Here is a 3,261-nt window from a genome sequence, read left to right as displayed (position 1 = left end):
GTCCAGGGTGTTGTGCAGGGCGACGACGCCCTTGCCGCTCTTCACGTACGCCTTCATGGCGTCGCGCTGGGCTTCGGTGTCCCAGACCATGCCGGAGTTCTGCAGCATGATGATGACGTCGAAGTCCTTGAGCTTCGCGTCGTCGAAGACGGTCGCGTCGGCCGTCTCGACGACCTCGAAGTTGTTCGCCGCGGCCTGTTCCTTGACCATCTGCACGCCGGCCGGGATGGAGTCGTGGACGTAGCCGACGGCCTTGGTGAACAGCAGCGCGCGGAAGGCGGGCGCCTTGTCGGCGGCGCTGGAGGTGGCGGGCAGGAACCCGACCGCGAGCAGTAACGCCGTCAGCAGGGCGAGCGCGGCTCTTCGTACGCCTCTCGCGTCGCGCAGTCTCGCGTCACGCACTCTGGTGTCACGTTCATGACAGCCCATGGGCTGGTCCTCTCTGGGTGGGAAGGACGGACGGACGTGCGGGATTGCCGGATGTCATGGGTGGTGGTGCGGGTCGGGTCGGGCGTCAGAGGGCGGCCAGGGTCCGGCGCAGGAAGCCGAGCCCGTCGGTGGCAAGGGCGTCCTGGGTGGGGGCGAGGGACCGCCAGACGGAGGCGGCGACCGCGATGGCGTCGTTGTGGGCCGTGAACGACTCGATGCACAGCGGCCCCCGGTAGCCGGATTCGCCCAGGGCGCGCAGGAAGCCCGGCCAGTCGAGATGGTCGGCGCCGGGGGCGCCGCGGTCGTTGGCGCACACCTGGACGTGGACGATGCGGCCCGCAGCCGTGCGGACCGCCTCCGGCAGGGAGCGCTCCTCGATGTTCTGGTGATAGGTGTCCAGGGCGATGCCGATCGACTCCGCAGGCAGGCCCGTGAGGCCGTCGAGGGTCTGGGCGACGGTGTTGAACAGGCTCGTCTCGTAGCGGTTGAGGGGCTCGACGGCGATACGGACGCCGGCGCGCGAGGCGTACTCGACGACCGGGGCGATGTGCTCGCGCCACTCCTCGTACGCCGCCGCCCGCGCGGCCGGGTCCATCCGCCAGGTCCGGCCGACCGCCGCGTACACGGGACCGGCGACCACCGGGGCGCCGATGGCGTGGGCCGCGTCGACGCACCGGCGGAGGTAGTCCTGCGTGGCGCGCAGGGTGCCCTGGTCGGCGCGGACCAGGTTGCGACCGTCGGCCATGACGGCGACGACGGCCGCGGGTGTCAGGCCCGTGGCGTCGAGGACTTTGACCGCCGCTGCGGGCTCCCAGTCGTCGGGCTGCTCCAGGGGCAGCTCCACGCCGTCGAAGCCCCAGCCCGCCAGGCGCGGCAGCGTCTCGCCGAGCACCCCGGTGGTGACCGGCGAGTGCCAGATCCACGGGTTCGCGCCCAACTGCCAGGCGGTGTACGTCACTTCTTGCCTCCCCAGTCGCCCGGGAAGCCCGGCATCTTCTGGCAGCCGCACATCGCGTAGTGCAGCGGCGGCATGCCCTCCTGGAGGTACTCGTCGAGGTTGGCCTGCGTCACCGTGGGCTGCGGCAGCTTCCACTCCTTGGGGACCTCCTTGCCGTCCAGGATGCGCAGGGCGGCGATGACGGGGGTGCGCCACTGGAAGGTCGGGTAGGTCGGCGCGATCGCGGTGAGCTTCTTGTCCTTCCACGCCTGGAGGAAGTCCTGCTGGTCCTCGCCGGTGATCGGCGGTACGTCGACGCCCGCGTCCTCGAACGCCTCGACGGCGGCGACGGCCGTGGCGCCGGAGTCCATCCAGACGCCGTCGATCGAGCCGTGCCGGGAGATCGCGTCGGCGACGATCGACTTCGTCTTGGCGGGGTCGCCGTCGGTGAACTTGGCGTCCACGACGTCGAGTTCGCTCTTGTCGAAGGCAAGCTTCGCCGCCGACCAGCGGGTCTCCAGGACGTCCACGCCGGGCGAGATGCGCAGGGCGAGGATCTTGCCCTTGGGCTTGACCGTGTCGACGAGGAAGTCGGCGGCGACCGCGCCGTAGCCGTAGCCGCCGATGGGGTTGACGAAGGTGACCGCGCAGTCGCTCTCCACACCCCGGTCGAAGACGATCACGGGGAGCTTGCCGCAGGCCTCCTTCACCGCGGGGGTGAGGGTGGCGGTGGTGTTCGGCGAGACGATCAGCGCGTCGCAGTCCTTGTTGCCCGCGAGCTCCTGGATGTCGGAGATCTGCTTGTCGTCCTTGCCCTGGGCGTCCAGGACGGTGAAGTCACTGATCTCCTTGTGCAGCTTCACCTCGGCCTTCATGTTCTTCAGGCCGACCTGGCGCCAGGGGTTGAAGACTCCGGCGTTGGAGAAGCAGAGGTGGGTGCCGCCCGGGCCCTTCTTCTTGTACCGGGCCGTGTCGGTCATCTCCGGTTCGAGCATCTGCTCCCAGGGTTTGGCCTCCGGGCCCTGCGGGGTCTCCTTGCCGAGCTTCAACTGGCGCTCGTACTCGGCTTGTTCGAAGAACTTGGAGTGCTTGTCGCCGCCCTCGTCGGAGGCGGCGGACTGCGAGGCCCCCGCGGGCGAGTCGGGCGGTGTGTCGCTGGAGCAGGAGGCGAGCAGGGCGCCGGCGAGGAGAGCGGCGGCGGGTACAAGGGCGCGTCTGCGGGTGAGGTGGTTCACGGGGCTGTGCATCACGAGGGTCTGCCTCCCGAGGAGTGGGTACGACGGCGGCGCAGCCGGGACCAGTCGGCGGCCCCGAGCCCGACCGCGGCGATGACGATGACGCCCTGGACGGTGGACTCCAGGGCGCCCGATACGCCCTGGAGGTTGAGCAGCGTGAACAGGGCCTGGAGCGAGAAGGCGCCCGCCATCGCGGCGACGACGCTGCCCCGGCCGCCGCCGAGCACGACTCCGCCCAGGACCACGGCGGTGATCGCCTCGAATTCGTAGCCGCGGCCCGCCTGCGCGGAGACCCCGGAGAAGCCGCCGACGAGGACCGCGGCGAGTGCCGCCGCGGCGCCGGACAGGACGAAGGCGATGACCCGGGCGCGGTGCACGCGTACTCCCGCGAGGGCGGCGGCGCGTTCGCTGTCGCCGGTCGCGATCAGCGTACGGCCGAAGTCGGAGCGCATCAGCAGGACGGCGACGCAGCCCGCGGCCAGGCAGGCGAGCACAGCCCAGGGCAGCCAGCCCATGGCGGTCCCGCGCCCCATCTGGCGGAAGCCTTCGGAGAGCTGTCCGTGCGGGGAGCCGCCCGTCCAGAAGAAGACGGCGCCCTCCAGGATCAGCATCATGCCGAGCGTGGTGATGAAGGAGGGCACTCTCTTGAGTGTGGTTATT

The 3,261-nt window shown here is 70.6% G+C and carries 4 protein-coding genes; all 4 read right to left on the bottom strand.

Annotation, left to right across the window (positions count from 1 at the left end; translation table 11 throughout):
* Positions 1–429 (bottom strand): ThuA domain-containing protein (locus tag ACQKIP_RS43510; protein ID WP_427745549.1); only part of this gene is annotated, 429 nt, incomplete at its 3' end.
* An 85-nt stretch (positions 430–514) separates the two neighbouring features.
* Positions 515–1,387: a sugar phosphate isomerase/epimerase family protein gene (locus ACQKIP_RS43505; protein WP_365859579.1), complete on the bottom strand. Its 873-nt coding sequence runs from the start codon at positions 1,385–1,387 to the stop codon at positions 515–517.
* Positions 1,384–2,613: a substrate-binding domain-containing protein gene (locus ACQKIP_RS43500; RefSeq protein ID WP_365859581.1), complete on the bottom strand. Its 1,230-nt coding sequence runs from the start codon at positions 2,611–2,613 to the stop codon at positions 1,384–1,386. Before ACQKIP_RS43500 ends, ACQKIP_RS43505 begins: the two co-directional genes overlap by 4 nt.
* Positions 2,613–3,261, bottom strand: a 649-nt coding sequence (locus ACQKIP_RS43495; RefSeq protein WP_427745548.1) for an ABC transporter permease, incomplete at its 5' end; no start/stop codon positions are given. The genes ACQKIP_RS43500 and ACQKIP_RS43495, both read right to left, overlap by 1 nt.

Origin of the sequence: Streptomyces sp. NPDC059900 (assembly GCF_050270335.1) — a bacterium.
Lineage (GTDB): Bacteria > Actinomycetota > Actinomycetes > Streptomycetales > Streptomycetaceae > Streptomyces.
The sequence above is the reverse complement of the archived record's forward strand: the minus strand, read 5'-3'. Positions and strand labels throughout refer to the sequence as shown.

Bases quoted from the DNA above. Each gene is read 5' to 3' on its own strand.
- ACQKIP_RS43500 (WP_365859581.1), bottom strand. From the start codon at position 2,613: ATGCACAGCCCCGTGAACCACCTCACCCGCAGACGCGCCCTTGTACCC.